Here is a 17,909-nt window from a genome sequence, read left to right as displayed (position 1 = left end):
GTTAAGAGAAGTTAGTCTGGCCGCTAAGGATGCAGAGAAAAAGGCGGGGCACCTGAACTCATAGTTCAGGTTAAGGGTAACAATTAGCCATAAAAAAGCGCAGCCTAGGCCGCGCTATCATTTAATCTCAAACAAGCTAAGACTTAGCCCACCTAAGACTTAGTCACCACCCATAGGGCGTGCAACAGGCCTGGGATAAAGAACAGCAGGCAGAGAATGATGTTGATCAGCAGATCCTTGCCGACACCGCTCTTCAAGAAGACGGCAACCGGTGGCAACAGGATGGCGATGATGACCAGCAGTAGTTTATTGGTATCCATAGACGGGCTTCCTTAATTAAATCAATTTCGTTTTGGCCAATCTAACTTCTCAGGCTTACTCCATGTTTGCAACTGGTTTTTTACCCCATCTAGGCTAAATGCCTCGCCCTGCTCCGGGGCCTGATGATAGGCATACGCCTGCCCCTGCCACTCAAAGCCTAAGGCATAGGCATGTAGGTAGCCACGGTCGGCATCCTCACCGCCATAGAGTTGGTCACCGAGAATCGGCACCCCCAGGCTGGCCAGCGCCACCCTGAGTTGATGTGTCTTGCCACTCAGCGGCTTGAGCAGATAGAGACGTAGCCCCTCGGCCACCGACTGAGAGAAAAACTGGGTGATCGCCGGATTCTCCTTGCTGCGCAGCAGTTTGTACATGCTGCGACGGGACTTGGCCATATCACCCACTATGCTGCCCTGCTTCTTCTTCGGCCTGCCCTTGGCCAGCGCCAGATAGTACTTCTGCACCTTGTGCTCGCTAAAGCGCTGGGTAAAAGCTGCCGCCGCCTCGCTCGACTTGGCAAACAGCAGCAGGCCAGATGTCATGGTATCCAGGCGATGCACAGAATAGAGCTTGATATCGAGATCCCGCTCCAGCTGCGCCATCACGCCAGCGCTACCGTCCTGACTATGAAAATGAACGCCCGGCGCCTTGTCGATCACCAGAAAGTCGGTCTCGTCGGCAATGATCTTGTACATGAAATGTCGGCCCTATGAAAAACGTATGCTCACCTGCAGCCCAGGCTGATTATCGGAGAGCTCGATGCGCGCATTATGACGCTGCAGGATCGCCTTGACCAGCGAAAGCCCCAATCCCGTGCCCTTGTTGTGACGGCTCGGGTCCAGACGCACCAGACGATCGAACACCTTCTCGGTGGCATCATCAGGGATACCCGGCCCGTTATCGCGGATCAGAATTTCATTGCCTTGCTGGATTATCTCAATCTTGGCGCCCTCGCCGGAATACTTGATGGCGTTGTCCACCAGGTTAAACAGCGCCTGGAACAGCAGGTATTTATCCCCCATCACGCTATAGTCTTGGTCCAGTGACAGGCTTAGGGTCTGGCCATTGGACTCGGCCATCGCCTCGGCCATCTCAAACAAGTCCTGACACAAGTCGTTAAGGCTCAAAGGTTGTAGCTCGAGATCCTGCTGCCCCTCCTCGATACGTGTGAGAGATAACATGGCATCGAAGGTCGCCAGGCAGTGATCCAGCTCCTCGATCAGAATCGCGCTGGCCTCGTCCAGCTCCTCGGCGGGCCGCTGTGGTAACTGCTCCAGGCCTATCCTCAGATGGGACAGCGGAGTCCTGAGATCGTGGGCGATATTGTCGGTGGCGCCGCGCACCGCGTGCAGGTTAGCCTCCAGGGTGTCCAGCACTTGGTTAAAGTTGCCCGCCAGCATGTCAAACTCATCCTGGCGCCAGCTCACTGGCAGACGGGTGGAATACTCGCCCCGCTCGATGCGGCGACTCAGGCGGTTGTACTGCACCAGGCGGCGCAGGATCGCCTTGGAAAACAGGTAGCCCAATGCCAGGGTCAACACGATAGTCAACATCAGCGCAGTGATGGCCGCGTTGACGAAGCGCTCGATAAGGGTGGCCAGCTGATCGGTACGGGTGGCGATCAGTACGGGACCATAACGGGTGATCACCAGGCCACCAGTAAGAATATGCAGCTTGTCTGGCCCACTGGTAAGAATGGGAAAGTCACGCGTCTCCGGCAGCAGCGGCATGTCATCCGGCATCAGGCTCAAGGCCCCCACCAGATCCAGCGAGCTACGCCACACCACCAGGGCCGTCTTAGGGTCGGCGGTGCGGATCTGGGTGGCAAAGCTGCGTCTGTCCAGGGTGAGCGCCATCTGCTGATAACGCAGTTTTTCTGCTGCCAGGTGCTGATTGGTCTGCAGCTCCTGCTCGTTGATCAATTGGCGATACATGCCAAACAGCAAGGTGCCGATAATCAGGGTCACCAGGGCAGAGAAGATGATGGTAATGCGCCAGGCACTACTCTGATAGGGTCTAATGCCCTTGACGGAGGCGATAGCCAGCCCCTCGAACCGTTTCGATCAGCTCGCCAAAGCCCAGCTCTTCAAACTTACGTCTCAGCTTGGCGATATGCACGTCGATCACATTGGTGCGAGGATCGAAATGGTAATCCCACACCGCCTCGAACAAGAGGGTGCGGCTGATCACCTGATTAGGGTGTTCCATCAAGTATTTGAGCAGTTGAAACTCTTTGGGTTGCAGCAAGATCTCGCTGCCCGCCAAGGTTACCTTGCGGGTCAGCAGTTCCATGACCAACTCGCCCACCTTAAGCTCTGTCTGCGCCGGCGCTGAGTTACCACGCTGCATCAGCTTCTCGGCGCGCACCAGGAGTTCTGAGAAGGCAAAGGGCTTGGTCATGTAGTCGTCGCCACCGGCCCTGAGTCCCTTGACCCGCTCATCCACATGGCTCAGCGCCGACAGGATGAGTACCGGCGTCTGGTTGCCGGTCGCGCGCAGCGCCGCCAATAGCTTGAGGCCGTCGAGCTGCGGTAGCATGCGATCCAGTATCACCAGGTCATATTGCATACTGGTGGCCAGCAGCAGGCCCTGATGGCCGTCGCTAGCGGTTTCGATATTGTGCCCCTGTTCGGCAAATCCCTTGACCACATACTCTGTGGTGGTCGCATCATCTTCTACCAGTAATATTTTCATCTGTTAATCCCACTTCAACAGGGGCAAAGGCCGCTGATTTTCGATATCGAAGGCTATCTTATGTTTGCCGTTGGCATCGATAAGCTTGAGTTCCAAGTAGCTGATGCCCAGGTCGTGATCCAGCTGCGCCTCGAGAATATGGGCGTTGCTGTCACCCATGGCCAGCTTAAGCAGTTGCGAGAAGCTCTGCTCCATCTCTTTGAGCAGGCGCACCGCCTTGAGCTCATCCTTATCGTCGGCCTCTAGGGCCTCCACCTTCTGGCGAATGAGTCGGCCATCTTTCGCCCAGAACTCAAATTCGCTGATGGTGTCGTCCTTGGTGTTGATCATGCTGATCTCATAGATCAACTGACCATTTTCCACATCGATCTGAAACTCGGATATCACCCCAGGGTAGCTCTTCTCCGCCTGCTGGATCATCTTCTGTGGAGTCAGGCTTTGGCTATCCGATAGCAACTCAAGCACTGCCGGATTGGCCTGGGCCGCATTCGCCCCCGCCAGTCCAGACAACAGCATTAAACTGATAAACCAACGAGCCATAGCTCCTCCATTAAATTCTTCAATATCGGTATCTTACACGCAAAAAATCCCAGTACCAATGGGATAGACGAGGGGCTTAGGGCTTTCAAGATTAAATTTAGTTTAAACTCATTTGGCCCATTTCACCCCTGCCAGCGCTTTGGTCTCGGCCTAATGTGTCTGATCCACCAACTCTATGCTGTCGATCTCTATCTCGATACCGCGCCATTCGTCGTCCACCTCGCCCCTCAGGGTGACAGTGGTGTCACTGGAGATCTCAATGTCGCGCCACAGGGCATTGTCTATCTCCACCTCGACTTCGCCGCTGCTGTCGCGAAACAGGTATTTCTCATCGCCCAGGCTCTTGATCAGCTTGCCTGTCAGCTCCACTGGTGTGTCATCTTTGGCCGTGTGGGCGTCGCTAGCCTGCTGGATCACGCCGCCCGCCTTGGGTCCGTTGTAGGCGGCGAAGGCAGGTAGGGTGAGTACGCAAGAAAGGATTAGGGTGCCGGTGAGTTTCTTCTGCATCATGTGTCTCCTCGAGTCTTAATACCCAAGGATAGATGACGGCAAATATCGGGGAGATGGAAGCCGTATTAAGGATTGATCATATTCTATTCAGCGGCGCAACAGCTTAGTCATTTTCCAGGATATGGATCAGCTCAGATTTGAGGGCCACCTCCGTCTCCACGCCGGGCGCCAAGCCCATCTTCTGGGCGAAATGCAGCGGCACCTCGGCATTGAGGTGATGCTTCACCCCCTTGATGCTAGCGAGGATGCGCATGGTCTCCCCCATGCTGAGGCAGGACTCTATGGTGATGCTGAGCTTGTTGAAACTGCGGCACAGGCGTCCCTTGGTGATGGAGTTAAACCTCACCCCCTGATTGGGGATCACCCAGCGCACCTTGGCGCCAATGGCCAGCTGCTCGCAGTAGTTGCCGGCAATCAGATGCTCGCCAAACCTGAGCCAGGTGATCTGCCGCTCCGCCTCCTGGGCCACCACATGGGCGTCGAACAGGTTTCTCAGCCCCATCTGTTTGGCAACCGCCTCGTTGCGCGGACGGCTCAACACCTCCCGCGGACTGCCTTGCTGCAGCAAGGTGCCCTGACTGATGAGGATCATGCGATCCGCCAGCAGCAGCGCCTCGTTGAGATCGTGGGTCACCATGATCACAGGGATCGCCAGCTGCTCCTTGAGCCGGGCCAGTTCGAGATAGAGACGCTCGCGGGTCTCCCTGTCGACGGCGGAGAAAGGCTCATCCAGCAGCAGGACTCTTGGCTCTCGGGCCAGGGCCCTGGCCAGGGCCACCCGCTGGCGTTGCCCGCCGGACAGGTTGGCCGGCAGCCTGTCCGGCAGACCGTGAAGATTTACCCGCTCGAGCCAGTCTTTGGCCCGCGCGACACGCTCTGCCTTAGGAATATGATCCAGCGCCGCCACCACATTGGCCAGGGCCGTCATGTTGGGAAACAGGCCAAAATGCTGCGGTACATAGCCAAGGTGGCGTTGCTGAGGCGTAAGATAACGGCCGCTCTCGCTGCTGAACCAGACACTGTCACCATAGCGAATCTCGCCCGACTCAGGCTTGGTCAGGCCGGCGATCATCCGCATCAGGGTCGACTTACCGCCGCCCGAGGGGCCGACAACCGCCAGCACTTCGCCTGCCTTACAGACGAATTCGGCGTCCAGGGCGATGCCTTCCTGCTGGAAGATCTTACAACTGAGATCAGCGACGTCTTGAGACACTCACGCCTCCTAATCGACGGGATAGACTCGTGGTGAGCGCCAGCGCTGTGATGGCAAACAGCAGGAGCAGCAGTGACATCTGCCCGGCGGCGGCGAAATCGAACGCCTGCACGCTGTCATAGATGGAGATGGCGATCGTCTTGGTCTCGCCGGCGATATTGCCGCCCATCATCAACACCACACCAAACTCGCCCAGTACATGGGAGAAACAGAGCACCAGCGCGGTTAGCACACCGGGCCACACCAGGGGCAGCTCTATCTTAAACAACACCTTGGCCGGGCTCATGCCGCAGCAGGCACCGGCGTCGCGTACCTCTTCGGGCACAGACTCGAAGGCGCGCTGAATCGGCTGTATGGCAAAGGGAATATTGACCAGCACTGAGGCCACCACCAGGCCCGAGAAATGGAATACCAGCTGCTGCCCCAGCAGGGCTTCTAACGTCTGACCCAGCCAGGATTGGCTGCCCAGCCCCACCAGCAGGTAGTAGCCGATCACCGTCGGCGGCAATACCAGAGGCACCATGATCAGCGCCTCCAGCCAGGACTTCCCCCTAAACTGACGGTACGCCAGGAAGCGGCCGGCCCAGATGGCAAAGGGGATCAACACCAGCACAGTGACACAACTTAACTTGATTGAAAGCAGCAGCGCCTGCCAATCCATCAGTGGTCTCCGGACGACTTGTTAGCAGCATCAGCGACTTCATCGCCCTGGCTGTCACCTGGCAGGCCGAAGCCAAACTCGAGGAATACCGCCCTCGCCTTCGCCTGCGACAGGTAGGCATAGAAGGCCTTGGCGGTCTCCCCCGCCTTAGGCGTAAGCACCATGCGCTGATTCATGGGCGAATGCCACTCGCTCGGCAGGGCCACATAGTGGCTGGCAGCGCGAAACTGAGGCGCCATCGCCAGCGACAGGGCGACGATGCCGCCATCGGTGGAACCGCTCAGGGCAAACTGCGCCGCCTGAGACACATTCTCGCCGTAGATGAGATAAGGCTGCAGAGGTTGCCAGAGTCCCAGATGTTGCAGCGCCTCCCGGGCGCGCTCGCCATAGGGGGCGTGATCTGGGTTGGCGATGGCAAATCGCTTCAATTCACCCTGCTCAAGCAAGGTCTTCACGCCGACAAGCTCGGTATCTAGGCTCAAAGGCGAACGCTTGGGCGCGGCCAGCGCCAGACGACCTATGGCGTAGATCTCACCGTCGCTCTGAGTTACACCAAGCTTATGTAATTGATAGATATATTTATCGTCTGCCGACAGAAAAAGTTCGAACGGCGCGCCGTGACGCAGCTGCGCCACGAAGTTGCCCGAGGAGCCATAGGAGATGCGCACCCGCTTGCCCGTATCCTTAGTAAAGTCGGCGGCGATCTTATCCAGGGCAAACTTGATGTTGGAGGCGGCGGCGATGGCCGGCACCTCGGCCGCCCAGCTTGGGGTTACTCCCAACAGCAGCAGGCAGCCTAAAACAAAACCTCTGAGTAAATCCATTTCAACCCTCATCAACCGGGCACTCGTCCCGGCTTACTGCTTGTCCCACATCTTGGCCGCCTGTTCGTCGGCATCTTTCGCCTCGACCCAGTTCTTGCCCTGATCGCCCGCCTCTAACTTCCAGAATGGCGCCTTGGTCTTGAGGAAATCGATCAGGAATTCACAGGCCGCGAACGCCGCCTTGCGATGGGCACTGGTGACACCGATAAAGACGATCTGCTCGCCCAGGGCCATGGTGCCGACCCGGTGAATGATGGTCACATGGGTAAGCGGCCAGCGCTCTCTTGCCTCGACGGCGATCTGATTCAGCACCGCCTCTGTCATGCCAGGATAGTGCTCCAGGGTCAGATCGGTCACCGCGCTGCCATCGTTGAAGTCGCGCACCTTACCCACGAAGGTGACCACGGCGCCATCGCTGTCGTCCGCCGTGATGCGGGCGTATTCATCCGGAACGCTAAAGTCTTGGGTCTGCACCAATACCCGATCGATCGCTTGGCTCATCTTAACCTCCGGTGACTGGGGGGAAGAAGGCGACCTCGTCGCCATCTTCGACCTGGGTATCCCAGCTGCTGATGGTCTGATTGACCGCCACCAGTAGCTTGTCGGAAGCCAATACCTTGCCCCACTTGTCATCTTTGGCCGCCAGCAAGGCACGCAGGCCTTCGGCTGTGGTGGTCTGCTCGCTTGCCTCGACTTCCAGGGTGCTCTCACCTAATAGTTCGCGCACCTGGGCGAAAAACAGCACATTTATCATAATCTTTACCTTAAATACTTGTCGCTTAAACCTTGGCTAAAACCTTGAACTAAACCTTGACCTAAACCTTAAAATGCCCCGACTTGCCGCCACGTTTCTCCAGCAGGCGAGTCTGAGAGATCACCATATCTTTCTGCACCGCCTTGCACATGTCGTAGATAGTCAGCGCCGCCACCGAGGCCGCGGTGAGCGCCTCCATCTCGACACCAGTCTTACCCGACAGCTTACACAGGCTGGTGATACGCACTCGATTGTGTGCGGGCTGCGCCTCGAGATCCACCTCGACCTTGGTCAGCATCAGGGGGTGGCACAGCGGGATCAGATCTGAGGTCTTCTTCGCCGCCTGGATCCCGGCGATACGGGCCGTAGCGAACACATCACCCTTGTGGTGGCTGCCGCTCATGATCATCTCCAGCGTCTCGGGTGCCATCTCGATGAAGGCTTCGGCGCGGGCCTCGCGCTCGGTAACCGCCTTCTCGGTGACATCCACCATGTGGGCATTGCCATCGGCATTAATATGGGTAAATTCACTACTCATCAATTGCTACCTTCTTCACGTGCATCACAAAGTTACAGGGTCTGTGAGTGGCATCCAGTTGTTCTCTTAAAATCTTGTTCCAGCCCGTCTTGCAGGCACCGGTTGAGCCCGGCAGACAGAAGATGGCGGTCTTGTTGGCGAAGCCGCCCAGGGCGCGGGACTGCACCGTCGAGGTGCCCAGCTCGGTATAGGTGATATGACGAAACAGCTCGCCAAAGCCTTCAATCTCGCGATCGAATAGCGGTCTGACCGCCTGGGGCGTATTGTCGCGCTCGGTAAAGCCTGTGCCACCCGTGGTGATGATCACCTGCACATCGTTCGATGCGATCCACTGAGACAATACCGAACGTATCTGATACTTATCATCTTTAATCAGGCGGCGCTCCGCCAGCTTGTGCCCGGCTTCTAACAAGGCGTCTTGTAAAAATTGTCCCGAGGTGTCCTGGCTCAGATCCCGGGAGTCAGACAGGGTTAATACCGCGATATTGAGCGGTTCAAATTGAGTTCTTGTGCAATGACCCATAACGTCTCTCTTCACTCTTGGTGTGGTTTGCGATTATCAGATGCGCCGACAGGAATATGAGCAGAGTATACCCACACGGCGAACGCAACTTCTTGCGCTAGCGCAAGCCCTCTAGCCGCCGATAGACGCCAGATGCTGTGTTACGCCAGTGATGCCATCGTGGAGGAAGTGGGTTTCCTTCTTCGCCCTCAGCTGGCCATGGAGCCGTTCGATCAGCTCAGCGCGCTGCTCATGGGACTGCAACAGATCCCTAAGATCCACACCGTGCTCGGTGAAGAGGCAGAGATGCAGTTTCCCCTTGGCGGAGACACGCAGGCGGTTACAGCTGGCGCAGAAGTTCTTCTCGTAGGGCATGATAAGCCCTATGCGTCCCTTGAAGTCATCATGGCTGAAGTTTTGCGCCGGGCCATCGTCGACCGCCGACTGATCCAACTGCCAGCCATCCTGAACAAGCTGCGACTTGATGTCGGCGCCCGCCAGATGATGAGCCTTGAAGTACTCGCGTCCCAGACCGGTTTCCATCAGCTCGATGAAACGCAGGTCGATTGGGGTGTGCTTGATCCAGTGCAGGAAGCGCGGCAGGTCTTTGTCGTTTAAGCCCTTGAGCAGCACGGCATTGATCTTCACCCGCTCAAACCCCGCTTCCAGGGCGGCATCGACACCACGCATCACCTCGTCGAACTTATTCTCGCCGGTGATCTGATAAAACATGCGTGGATCCAGGCTGTCTACCGAGACGTTGATGCGTCTCAGACCGGCATCGAACCACTCCTTGGCATGCTTCTCGAGACGATAGCCGTTGGTGGTGGTCGCCAGTGTCTTGATCTTGTCGTTGTCGGCGACGATACGCACGATATCGGTAAAATCTTTACGCAATGTGGGCTCACCGCCCGTGATGCGGATCTTCTGGGTACCGACCTCGGCAAAGGCGCCCACCAGATTCTCGATCTCGTTGAGATCTAAAAACTTAGGCTTACCGTCGGGGCGATAACCATCTGGGAGGCAGTATGTGCATTTGAAGTTACAGACATCGGTTACCGACATCCGTAAATAGTGAAATCTTCGACCAAAATTGTCTTGTAGTTGAGACATGATCACCTTTCCAAGTAAGGGGAGGTGAGTCAATTTCTTTCCTCACCCCGGTGGCACAATTGCCACGGCTTAATCTCCCTATCTGCGGACGTAGGAGAGAAAGCTCGGAGAACCGTCGTTTCTCAATTATAGGCCGATATAGACCGGGTTTTATAGCAGAAACTTCCCGTTTTTTGTTTAAGATCAATCGGGCGTTAACATAATGTGACACCGCTCACGAAGATAAATACCATCAATTAGTCTATCCTGACTGCTTAAACTCTGTGCCATTTCGCTATTTTAGGGTAAGGTGGAGACAAAGAATAAAACACCCGTTTCAATCGGGGGAAAGCTAAAAGAGGTGAAGTGATGGAACGCGAATCGATGGAGTTCGACGTCGTTATCGTTGGCGCAGGCCCAGCTGGCCTGGCTACCGCATGTCGACTAATGCAAATCTCACAAGACGCCGGCCAGGAGCTGACTGTCTGTGTGGTCGAGAAAGGCTCGGAAGTGGGCGCGCACATTCTCTCGGGTGCCGTGTTCGAACCTAAGGTGCTCGAAGAGCTATTTGGTGACTGGAAAGAACAAGGTGCACCGCTGCACACGGCGGTGACCCATGACGAGCTGTTTATGCTTAGCTCAGACTCGGCCTCACGTGCCATGCCCAATGCCTTTATCCCTAAGACGATGCACAACGATGGCAACTATATCATCAGCGTCGGCAACCTGGCCCGTTGGCTGGCCGAGCGTGCCGAGGCCTTGGGCGTCGAGATCTTCCCAGGCTTCCCCGCCAGCGAGCTGCTGTTTAACGAGGATGGCAGCGTCAAGGGGATCATCATAGGCGACATGGGCGTCGGCGCCGATGGCGAGCCCAAAGACAGCTATGAACCGGGCATGGAACTGCACGCCAAGTACACTGTATTTAGCGAAGGCTGCCGCGGCCACCTGGGCAAGCAGCTGATCGAGAAGTTCCATCTGGACAACGGTAAGACACCGCAACACTACGGCCTGGGCTTCAAGGAGATCTGGAAGGTGCCTGCGGAGCAACACCAGCAAGGCAAGGTAGTTCACACGGGTGGCTGGCCACTGACAGACGGCGCCTCGGGCGGCGGCTTCCTCTATCATATGGAAGACAACCAGATCGCAGTGGGTCTCATCATAGATCTCAACTATCAGAACCCGCACCTGAGCCCCTTCGATGAGTTCCAGCGCTACAAGACACATCCAGTGATCAGCCAGTACCTACAGGGCGGTGAACGACTCTGCTATGGCGCCCGCGCCATCACCAAGGGTGGCCTCAACTCTCTGCCTAAGATGAGCTTCCCTGGCGGCCTGATCATAGGTTGTGACGCAGGTACCCTGAACTTCGCCAAGATCAAGGGCACCCACACGGCGATGAAGAGCGGCATGATCGCGGCCGAAACCATCTGCCACGCCCTGCATGCCGGCGTAGAAGGCGGCAAAGATCTCGACTGCTACCAGGAGAAGTTCGAACAGAGCTGGTTGCAGGATGAGCTATACTGCTCACGCAACTTCGGCCCGGCGATGCACAAGTTCGGAGCCTACCTGGGCGGCGCCTTCAACTATATCGACCAGAACTGGTTTGGTGGCAAGTTCCCTATCACGCTGCGGGATGAGAAGGCCGACTATGCCCAGATGGCCGAGGTCAGCGCCTACAGCAAGATAGATTATCCTAAGCCTGACGGTAAGCTCAGCTTCGACAAGCTCTCCTCCGTCTACCTGTCGAACACCTTCCATGAGGAAGATCAGCTGTGTCACCTGCGTCTCAAAGACGAGCGCATCCCTATCGAGGTGAACCTGGTCAAATTCGACGAACCTGCCCAGCGTTACTGCCCGGCGGGTGTGTATGAGGTGGTGGAAGAAGCCGGCGAGAAGAAATTTGTCATCAACGGTCAGAACTGCATCCACTGTAAGACCTGTGACATCAAAGATCCGAGCCAGAACATCACCTGGGTCACCCCAGAGGGCGGCGGCGGACCTAACTATCCGAACATGTAAGCCAGGCCTTGTTGCTCGGCAAACAGACAGATTCAAACGCGCCTTAGGGCGCGTTTTTACTTGCGCTTAACATCCCAGGCCACCATAATGGCGCCATACCTACAAGCGTTACCAAGACGCACTAAGTGATCCTAAAGGATCCTCCTGCCCTCAAAAAAGTTCAATGGTTTAGCGTGTTTAGAAAACAGCGACTAACCTTAATAATCTAGTATTCACACATCCGAGGCATGCTCGGACAGAGTAGATGCGAGTCATAAACGATGAAACTAAACATGCTCACCATCAAGCAGAAGATCTTACTCACGGTTACCGTCGCAGTATTGCTGTCGACCGTGCTCGTGGGTGTCTTGAGTCAACGTAGCGCCAAGGAAGTCGTCGAGCAGCGCATGCTCACCTCCGAACTACCCAACACCTTGCAGGCGATCCGCAACAAGGTGGAGATGGACATCGCCACCCTGATGAACGCCGCAGAGCAGCTGGCCAGCAGCAAGATGCTCAAGCAGTGGCTGGTCGAGGGGCGCCCTGCCGAGACAGAGCCCCTGGTGATCGCCCAGCTCAAGGATGTGCAACAGCAATATAAGTTGGTGCAGGCCTCCTATGCCGACAGACAGACCGCCGCCTACTACACCCAGGACGGCTTTTTGCGGATCCTCACTCCGGATCAGGATGGCTGGTTCTTCAACTATAAAAACAGCGGCACAGAGCGCATGCTCAACGTGTTCACCGAGGCCAATGGCGAGGTGAAGCTCTTCATCAACTACCAACAGCCCAACGACCGCGGCCTGGTGGGTCTGGCCAAGTCGCTGGACGACATGGTGCGCCTGCTGAAATCCTTCAAGATCGAAGACACAGGCTTCGTCTACCTGGTAGATGCCAAGGGTGACGTCAAGCTGCACTCGGACACCAGCCAGATAGGCAAGGCCAGCCTGAGCTCGCTCTATGGCGGTAACGTGACCAGAGAGCTGCTCAACAAGGGCGACTTTGGCCTGACACAGACGGAGCTCGACGGCGAGACATTGCTGGTCGCCAGCAGCTATATTCCCTCGATGGACTGGTATCTGGTGGCCCAGGTGCCCAGGGCCGAGGTGTTTGCCCTGCTCGAAGAGTCGGCCTATCAGATCCTCATCTGGACAGTGCTGATCGCCGCCGCCTTTATCGGCCTCTCCACCTTCGTCTCCGCCTCGGTGAGCCAGCCCATCGCCAAGGTAGCCGACATGCTGCAGGACATAGGTCAGGGTGAAGGGGATCTGCGCCAACGTCTACCAGTCGAGGGTAACGACGAGCTGGCGCAGCTTGCCAAGGGCTTCAACAGCTTCATCGAGAAGATCCAGCACTCCATCATAGAGGTGACAGACACCAGCGTGCAGCTGAGTCACGCCGCCAAAGATGTGGCCAATCAGGCCCAGCAGACTCAGGACGACAGCCAGCTGCAGAAAGATCAGACCATGATGGTGGTCACCGCCATCAACGAGATGGGCGCGACCGTGCACGAGATCGCCGGCAACGCCGCCCAGGCCGCCGACAACGCCAAGGACGCCGACAACGCCTCCAGCAACGGCCAGATAGTGGTGACCCGTGCGCGCGACACCATCAATCAGCTGTCTCAGGATGTAGAGCAGGTAGGTAATGTGATCGAATCCCTGGCCACCCATACCACCTCCATCGGCAGCATTCTGGATGTGATCCGCGCCGTGTCGGATCAGACCAACCTGCTGGCCCTCAACGCCGCCATCGAGGCCGCCCGTGCCGGTGAAGCTGGACGAGGCTTCGCCGTGGTCGCCGAGGAGGTACGTAACCTGGCCTCACGCACCGCCGCGTCGACCGACGAGGTGCAGAAGATGATCGACAACCTGCAGAGCGAGGCGGCCCGCGCCGTCGAGGCGATGACCCAGAGCAAGAGCCGCAGCCAGGAAGGGGTACAGGCGGTCGATGAGGCCAGCCATACCCTGACGGAGATCAGCCAACAGATCGGTTCCATCACTGACATGAATATTCAGGTCGCGGCGGCCACCGAGGAGCAGTCTACCGTGGTGGAAGATATCAACCGCAACGTCACGGAGATCAGCGAGATCACCCAGCGCACCAGTGAGACCTCCCAGGCGGTGGCCCAGGCCAGCCAGTCGCTCAACCAGCTGGCCCACAGGCTAGATACCTTGGTCGCTGGCTTCAAGGTCTAGGCGGTTCGCAGCTTAAAGTGCTTCGGCCACAAAAAAGCCCGCAATCGCGGGCTTTTTATTTTGGCTAATAGGTATCAGGCCTTAAGAAACTTGATCGTCAGCGGATACTGGTAACTAATGCCTTCGCTGGCCTTCATGGCGGCGATGATGGTGACCACGATATCGAAGATCGCCAGCACACCCAGCAGGATAAAGCCGATGCCGACGAACATGAGGATCATGCTGATGATGGCATATACCATCACGCTTATCTTGAAGTTCAGGCAGTTGCGACCACAGCTGTCGACGAAGGCGATCTCCTCGCGCTTCATCAGCCAGACAATCAGGGGCCCCAGGATAGAACCGAAGGGGATCAGATAGCCGGAAAAGCTGGCCAGATGCACCGCCACGCCCATGTTTCTATCGTCACGGGACAGTTGTTCAATATCAGACACGAATTACACTCCTTGATGATTCATTATCAATTTTACGTATTGCTACAGGCGGTTAAGCCCAAATAAACGCATTTCCCAAGGCTCAATCTTGCGACTTTCCAGGCGGCGCTGCAAGCTATTTACCCAAGACTTCGCCAGCCCATCACAACTGGCAAGGCGATCGTAGGCGCCGGCATCAAAGGTGGGCGAGAAATAGATACTCATCGCCTCGCGCAGGCTGATGTCGGTGCGGCGCTCGATAAGCCTGATATCGTCTTCCAGACTAATTTCACCCGGCGTGATCACCCGATAGAACCAGCCACACAGCCCGCTGGTCTGCATGGCCAGGGCAAACTCGGGATGACCGAACTGATGATTGAGCTTGAAGCAGGGAGAGCGCGGCTGAGTCACCTGCAGGCGCACCTCGCCGATGTCTATGATGTCACCGATATTTACTTGGGTCTCGTCCAGCCCAACGGTACTGATGTTCTCGCCCATGGCGGGCACATCCTTGAAGCCCTGCATCATGTCCCTGCGACGATACTGACCATAATGCTCGCGAGGAAAATGGTGTAGCACACGGTCGGCGCCGCCGTGATGCTTGGGATCCGCCTGGCCGTCACCCTCGACGCCCAGCTCACCCACCACCAAACGAGTGCACGCCCGCTTGGCGTCGATCATGCTGGGTATTCCCTCGAACGTCTCGGCCTTGTCGCCACGATACAGGCCCGAAATCTTGTTTACCAAACGCGTCATATCCTTCTCCCCCTGACTACTGCCTACTCGTCTCGCCCGCTGACAAAGGCGAGACAATTCAATACAAACTCCCTCTGTCGCCCCGGGGATAGCCCCTGCACAATAGCGGCTTAGTTCTCCTTGGGAAAGATATCATGAAAACAACTCCATTGGCCGTCTTCATACTGAGTTTCATACTCCTGCTGAGCGGCTGCGCCACCTCTTACGATACAGAAAAATCCTTCTGGAGCTTCGGCGAAGGCTTCGACGTGGTACAGATAGCCGACGACAGCTGGCAGATAAGCTTCGTCGGCAACGACATGACAGATCGCGCCCTGGCCCGCAAATATGTTCTGCGCAAGTCCGCCGAGATAGCCCAGGCCCATGGCTATCCCTACTTTGCCCTCACCACAGAGCAGAACCACCGCGATGCGGTCGGCAATGACACCCTGGGTTTTGGCCACAAGGACTGGGGCTATGGCCTGGGTAAAGTGGAAAATGAGACCTCGGTGATCGTCGAAGTTACCGGCCTGCAGGATAAAGCATCGATGCAGACGACCAAGGTGTATGACGCCGCTTACCTTATAGATCACCTCACATGGTAGGCCAGGTCCTCAAAAAGAGTGTGAACTCGTCCCTGTTGGAGCTAGATAAATAATGTTAGATTTATCAACACACTCCCACGACGACTCACTCGACATGAGCATCAAAGTTGTACTCGTTGAAGATGACGAAAAGATCAGCCAGCTGCTGTCCTCCTATCTGACCATACAGCAGATAGAGACTGTCTGTGTCCATGATGGCGCCGACGCCGTCGCCACCATACTGGCCGAGCAGCCGGATCTGGTCATCTTAGATCTCATGTTGCCCAACCTGGACGGCTTCAGCATCTGCCGTCAACTGCAGCCCGTCTTCGATGGCAAGATACTGTTTCTCACCGCCAGCGAGGACGACATGGATCAGGTAGCCGCGCTGGAGATGGGCGCCGACGACTTCATCATCAAGCCGATACAGCCCAGGGTCCTGCTGGCACGTATCCGCATGCTGATGCGCCGGGCCAAGGTGTCAGCTCCCCAGGAGCAGCATCATCTCAGCTTCGGCGAGCTTGAGCTCAATCAGCAGCGCAAGCAGTGTATGTTGGCGGGGGAAGAAGTCAGCCTGACCACCAGCGAGTTCGACCTGCTCTGGCTGCTGGCCGCCCATGCCGACGAGATCCTGACCCGGGAATATCTGGTCAAACAGATCCGCGGCATAGAGTACGACGGCATCGACCGCACCATAGACAACAAGATAGTCGTGCTGCGCAAGAAGCTGGGCGACAACCCCGCCCTGCCCCGGCGCATCATCACGGTCAGGGCCAGGGGCTATCTGTTCGTCCCCGACCGTTGGTGATCCCCTGTGACGCGCCTGTTTATCCTCATCTATAGCACTGCCCTGGCGATCTTCTTTATTGCGGTGATCGCCATGGACCAGTTTGAGCTCTTCTCCACCGACTCACTGGACGCCACCTCGCTGGCCAACGAGATCACCGCCACCCGCAACTTGGTAGACAAGATAGGCGAGGCTCAGGGAGCGCAGGCGGCTGAGTTGGCGCTGCAAGGCTTTGCCAAGGATATCCACCTGGCGCTGACCCGCTATGACATCAAGGATGACACCCTGAGCGAGGCGATCAAACAAGGGGTTAAAGACTACGGCCTCTACATTGAAGATGTGGACGAGAATCAGGCCTACTTCAGCCTGAAGAGCAACCCAGAGGTAGTCTATGGCATTATCAACGACCCGGACTCCCCCTTTATCAACACCCTCAACCGCAAAGAGTGGTTTGTCTTCGTCGAATTGTGCGCCGCACTGGCGCTTATCAGCATCATGGTGCTGTTTGTGATCTCCCGGCGACTGGCGCGACTGGAGAAGACCTGTATCGCCTTCGCCTATGGCGATTTTAGCGCCCGCGCCTCCACCAGCAGCCTTCACAGCGTGGGACAGCTCAACCTGTCGTTCAACATCATGGCCGATCGCATCTCTCAGCTGATCCAGAGCCACAAGAACCTCACCAACGCCATCGCTCACGAGTCACGCACCCCCATCTTTCGCATCCAGTGCAACCTGGACATGCTGGACGACTCGGGCGTACGCCCGGAACAGATGCAGTATCTTGAAGGAATTCAGGAAGATCTCAACGAACTGGGCGGCATGATCGAGGAGCTGTTGCACTTCGCCAAACTGGAAAGGCCTGACGCCCAACTCAGCCTGACACCAACCAGACTCTACCCGCTGCTGGCCAGCCAGCTGGAACACCTGCAGTTCGAGACCCCCAAACGCCTGCAGCTTAGCGGTGACGACAGCCTGATGGCTCCCATCGCCAACCACCTGCTGCTGCGGGCCACCAGCAACATCATACGCAACGGCTACAAGTACGCCCAAAGCTGCGTCAGCGTGACTCTTAGCAGCGACGAGACCAGCGTGCTGATCGAGATCGCCAACGACGGTCCGCCCATCCCTCGGGACTATTGGCAATCTATCTTCGAGCCCTTCGTGCGCCTGGATAAGGCCAGAGATAGGCAGAGTGGCGGCCACGGCCTGGGACTGGCCATCGCCAAGCAGATAGTGCGTCAGCACCAGGGCGAGCTGACCCTGGGCGACAGCGAGCTGGGCGGCCCCTGCTTTACCCTGCGCCTGCCCAAGGCAGAATGAGCCCGTTAAGGGCTCAGCGCCCAGACGATAGCTAAACTCACCGATTTAGCACTTAGCCAATTAGTGCTATCCCGCTCAACGCTTTTCTATTCAAAGCCTTCCGATACAAAGCCGAGACAAAGCCATACAGAGTGCTTCTGTTTCCCAGGGTCCCGCCTCCCCATAATGCGCTACAGATAGTCACGGCACAGAACCCAAAGGCGTCGAGTCCCTGCGGCTCGCCAG

21 protein-coding genes and 1 riboswitch are annotated in these 17,909 nt (G+C 56.9%); of the genes, 5 read left to right on the top strand and 16 right to left on the bottom strand.

Annotated features, from left to right (window positions below; all coding sequences use genetic code 11):
* Positions 1 to 152: 152 nt before the first annotated feature.
* From K0I31_RS00500 to moaA, 14 genes are all read right to left on the bottom strand, one after another.
* Positions 153 to 320, bottom strand: coding sequence for a YqaE/Pmp3 family membrane protein (locus K0I31_RS00500; protein ID WP_011863909.1), 168 nt, complete (start codon positions 318 to 320; stop codon positions 153 to 155).
* A gap of 21 nt (positions 321 to 341) precedes the next feature.
* Positions 342 to 1,016, bottom strand: coding sequence for a TIGR01621 family pseudouridine synthase (locus tag K0I31_RS00495; protein WP_220079572.1), 675 nt, complete (start codon positions 1,014 to 1,016; stop codon positions 342 to 344).
* Positions 1,017 to 1,028: 12 nt separating this feature from the next.
* Positions 1,029 to 2,288, bottom strand: a complete 1,260-nt coding sequence (locus tag K0I31_RS00490) for a sensor histidine kinase (RefSeq protein WP_011863907.1) — start codon at positions 2,286 to 2,288, stop codon at positions 1,029 to 1,031.
* A 49-nt stretch (positions 2,289 to 2,337) separates the two neighbouring features.
* Positions 2,338 to 3,015: a response regulator transcription factor gene (locus tag K0I31_RS00485; protein ID WP_011863906.1), complete on the bottom strand. Its 678-nt coding sequence runs from the start codon at positions 3,013 to 3,015 to the stop codon at positions 2,338 to 2,340.
* Between the two features lie 3 nt (positions 3,016 to 3,018).
* On the bottom strand, positions 3,019 to 3,555 hold the full coding sequence (locus K0I31_RS00480) for a PepSY domain-containing protein (protein WP_144202406.1): 537 nt from the start codon (positions 3,553 to 3,555) through the stop codon (positions 3,019 to 3,021).
* Positions 3,556 to 3,705: 150 nt separating this feature from the next.
* Positions 3,706 to 4,065: a NirD/YgiW/YdeI family stress tolerance protein gene (locus K0I31_RS00475; RefSeq protein WP_258406547.1), complete on the bottom strand. Its 360-nt coding sequence runs from the start codon at positions 4,063 to 4,065 to the stop codon at positions 3,706 to 3,708.
* A 103-nt stretch (positions 4,066 to 4,168) separates the two neighbouring features.
* Positions 4,169 to 5,278 (bottom strand): ABC transporter ATP-binding protein, encoded by a 1,110-nt coding sequence (locus K0I31_RS00470; protein WP_011863903.1) that lies wholly within the window; start codon positions 5,276 to 5,278, stop codon positions 4,169 to 4,171.
* A complete protein-coding gene (gene modB, locus K0I31_RS00465) occupies positions 5,259 to 5,939 on the bottom strand; it encodes a molybdate ABC transporter permease subunit (protein WP_011863902.1) in 681 nt (226 codons plus the stop codon). Before modB ends, K0I31_RS00470 begins: the two co-directional genes overlap by 20 nt.
* A complete protein-coding gene (gene modA / locus K0I31_RS00460; protein ID WP_220079571.1) occupies positions 5,939 to 6,763 on the bottom strand; it encodes a molybdate ABC transporter substrate-binding protein in 825 nt (274 codons plus the stop codon). Before modA ends, modB begins: the two co-directional genes overlap by 1 nt.
* Before the next feature lie 33 nt (positions 6,764 to 6,796).
* A complete protein-coding gene (gene moaE, locus K0I31_RS00455; RefSeq protein WP_220079570.1) occupies positions 6,797 to 7,264 on the bottom strand; it encodes a molybdopterin synthase catalytic subunit MoaE in 468 nt (155 codons plus the stop codon).
* A 1-nt stretch (position 7,265) separates the two neighbouring features.
* Positions 7,266 to 7,517: a molybdopterin synthase sulfur carrier subunit gene (gene moaD, locus K0I31_RS00450; protein ID WP_220072750.1), complete on the bottom strand. Its 252-nt coding sequence runs from the start codon at positions 7,515 to 7,517 to the stop codon at positions 7,266 to 7,268.
* A 61-nt stretch (positions 7,518 to 7,578) separates the two neighbouring features.
* Positions 7,579 to 8,055, bottom strand: coding sequence for a cyclic pyranopterin monophosphate synthase MoaC (moaC, locus tag K0I31_RS00445; protein WP_041509675.1), 477 nt, complete (start codon positions 8,053 to 8,055; stop codon positions 7,579 to 7,581).
* Positions 8,048 to 8,578 (bottom strand): molybdenum cofactor biosynthesis protein B, encoded by a 531-nt coding sequence (moaB, locus tag K0I31_RS00440; protein WP_144202400.1) that lies wholly within the window; start codon positions 8,576 to 8,578, stop codon positions 8,048 to 8,050. Before moaB ends, moaC begins: the two co-directional genes overlap by 8 nt.
* A gap of 111 nt (positions 8,579 to 8,689) precedes the next feature.
* Positions 8,690 to 9,670, bottom strand: coding sequence for a GTP 3',8-cyclase MoaA (gene moaA, locus K0I31_RS00435; RefSeq protein ID WP_041406244.1), 981 nt, complete (start codon positions 9,668 to 9,670; stop codon positions 8,690 to 8,692).
* Positions 9,658 to 9,792: riboswitch (molybdenum cofactor riboswitch) on the bottom strand. Its footprint overlaps the gene before it by 13 nt.
* Before the next feature lie 226 nt (positions 9,793 to 10,018).
* On the opposite strand from moaA, the gene K0I31_RS00430 reads away from it, so the two are divergent.
* Both K0I31_RS00430 and K0I31_RS00425 read left to right on the top strand, forming a co-directional pair.
* Positions 10,019 to 11,668, top strand: a complete 1,650-nt coding sequence (locus K0I31_RS00430) for an electron transfer flavoprotein-ubiquinone oxidoreductase (RefSeq protein WP_011863895.1) — start codon at positions 10,019 to 10,021, stop codon at positions 11,666 to 11,668.
* 260 nt (positions 11,669 to 11,928) lie between these two features.
* A complete protein-coding gene (locus K0I31_RS00425) occupies positions 11,929 to 13,845 on the top strand; it encodes a methyl-accepting chemotaxis protein (RefSeq protein WP_220079569.1) in 1,917 nt (638 codons plus the stop codon).
* A 74-nt stretch (positions 13,846 to 13,919) separates the two neighbouring features.
* Here K0I31_RS00425 and K0I31_RS00420 read toward each other — a convergent pair whose 3' ends face one another.
* Together K0I31_RS00420 and K0I31_RS00415 are read right to left on the bottom strand one after the other, a co-directional pair.
* Positions 13,920 to 14,240 carry a DUF4870 domain-containing protein gene (locus K0I31_RS00420; RefSeq protein ID WP_011863893.1) on the bottom strand — a complete coding sequence of 107 codons (321 nt, stop codon included), beginning with the start codon at positions 14,238 to 14,240 and terminating at the stop codon, positions 13,920 to 13,922.
* A gap of 81 nt (positions 14,241 to 14,321) precedes the next feature.
* Positions 14,322 to 15,014, bottom strand: a complete 693-nt coding sequence (locus K0I31_RS00415; RefSeq protein ID WP_220079568.1) for an MOSC domain-containing protein — start codon at positions 15,012 to 15,014, stop codon at positions 14,322 to 14,324.
* A gap of 134 nt (positions 15,015 to 15,148) precedes the next feature.
* Between K0I31_RS00415 and K0I31_RS00410 the strand changes: the two genes are divergently transcribed.
* Genes K0I31_RS00410 through K0I31_RS00400 form a run of 3 tightly spaced genes read left to right on the top strand, consistent with a single transcriptional unit; the run spans position 15,149 to position 17,684 of the window.
* The gene (locus tag K0I31_RS00410) at positions 15,149 to 15,598 is read left to right on the top strand and encodes a CC0125/CC1285 family lipoprotein (protein WP_220079567.1); all 450 of its coding nucleotides are present in this window, start codon (positions 15,149 to 15,151) and stop codon (positions 15,596 to 15,598) included.
* Between the two features lie 52 nt (positions 15,599 to 15,650).
* Complete coding sequence (locus K0I31_RS00405; RefSeq protein ID WP_258406546.1) at positions 15,651 to 16,385, top strand: response regulator; 735 nt, start codon at positions 15,651 to 15,653, stop codon at positions 16,383 to 16,385.
* Positions 16,386 to 16,391: 6 nt separating this feature from the next.
* Positions 16,392 to 17,684 (top strand): ATP-binding protein, encoded by a 1,293-nt coding sequence (locus K0I31_RS00400; RefSeq protein WP_220079566.1) that lies wholly within the window; start codon positions 16,392 to 16,394, stop codon positions 17,682 to 17,684.
* Positions 17,685 to 17,909: the final 225 nt, after the last annotated feature.

It is taken from the genome of Shewanella spartinae, assembly GCF_019457555.1.
GTDB lineage: Bacteria > Pseudomonadota > Gammaproteobacteria > Enterobacterales > Shewanellaceae > Shewanella > Shewanella loihica.
This window is presented reverse-complemented; position numbering and strand designations above follow the sequence as displayed.